The organism is Bartonella acomydis, assembly GCF_039543025.1.
GTDB lineage: Bacteria > Pseudomonadota > Alphaproteobacteria > Rhizobiales > Rhizobiaceae > Bartonella > Bartonella acomydis.
Genome location: NZ_BAABIY010000069.1, coordinates 1 through 1,367 on the forward strand (window position 1 = coordinate 1; position 1,367 = coordinate 1,367).

Annotated in this window: 2 protein-coding genes; both read left to right on the forward strand. The window is 36.6% G+C overall.

The annotated features are described in order from the left end of the window. Positions 1-705, forward strand: a 705-nt coding sequence (locus tag ABD909_RS07050) for an LbetaH domain-containing protein (RefSeq protein WP_345097248.1), incomplete at its 5' end; no start/stop codon positions are given. Between the two features lie 80 nt (positions 706-785). Beyond that, on the forward strand, positions 786-1,367 hold a 582-nt coding region (locus ABD909_RS07055), incomplete at its 3' end, for an LbetaH domain-containing protein (protein ID WP_345097249.1).

Here is a 1,367-nt window from a genome sequence, read left to right on the forward strand (position 1 = left end):
AAACAAGAGCCTGCAAAAAAATATGAATTTATTAATGATGGTGACTATGTAGATGGTCATTTCTTAACGCGAATTAGAGCTTTAAGAGATTTTGATGATGTCAAAAAAGGTGATCTCGGGGGGTATATTGAAAGTGAAGATAACCTATCCCATGATGGGAATTGCTGGGTGTATAACAAAGCGCGGGTTTTCCAAAATGCACGCGTCTTTGGAAATGCTAAAGTAAAAAGCTTTTTTGTAGATGTATATGGCAATGCACAAATTTATGGAAATGCTATTTTTGAAGGGATGACATTAAAGGACAACGCAAAACTTTCAGGCAATGCACATGCTAGCAACGCCGTTGTTATTGAAGGCAATGCACAAATTTATGATAACGCTCGTGTCACTGACCATGCTCATATTTCCGATAATGCTGTCATTTGTGATGATGCTCATGTTGGTGGCAATGCAAAAATAAGTGGTTCTGCTTATATCTGTGATGAATCACGTGTTTTCGATGATGCCGTTGTTTGTGATGCTCTTATCTCTGGCTCTTCTTATATTCATAGCAATGCCTTTTTAGAAGCGAATGAAGATATCTGTGATAATGAATATCCCGAATTTGGTAGCGAAGATGATTATTATCGTGACGAATATTATGCTGATTTTGAAGGCTATTATGATGATGATAATGACAGCGAATATGAAAGTGATGCTGCTTAAATAAAGCACGGGCGCGGCGGGGGCGCCCCTCTTTAAACATTTCATTCAAAAATTGAATCTTCTTATAAAGGAATTGTGCTATGCAAAAGAAATTTGCACTCACAAATGAGACACGTGTATTAAATAATCAAACTCTTTATCGCATTAAAGCATTAAGAGACTTTGCTGATGTAAAAGCTGGGGATTTAGGCGGCTTTATCGAAAAGGAAAGCAACTTATCACATGATGGTAATTGCTGGGTATATAATGAGGCGTGTGTTTATAATAATGCTCATGTTTCTGATAATGCTACAGTTTGTGATTATGCGAGTGTTTTCAATCAGGCAAAAATTGAAGGCAATTCTAAAGTTTTTGATTGTGCAAAAATTTATGACCATGCAAGGGTTGCTGATAATGCTTTGGTTTTTGGAAGAACTTTTGTTTACGATTATGCCTGCGTTTTGAACCATGCTGAGGTCTCTGACAGGGCTGTTATAAAAGGGCATGCTAAAATTTATGATAACGCTTTATTGACTGGCTATGCGCAAGCTTATGACAATGCAAGAATTTATGACAATGCTCAAGTTTGGTTTTTTGCTGTGGTTTGTGATGATGCTTGTATTTATGAAAATGCTAAAATTACAGGCTATACATACATTTGCGATAAAGTGAGTGTTTTTGGC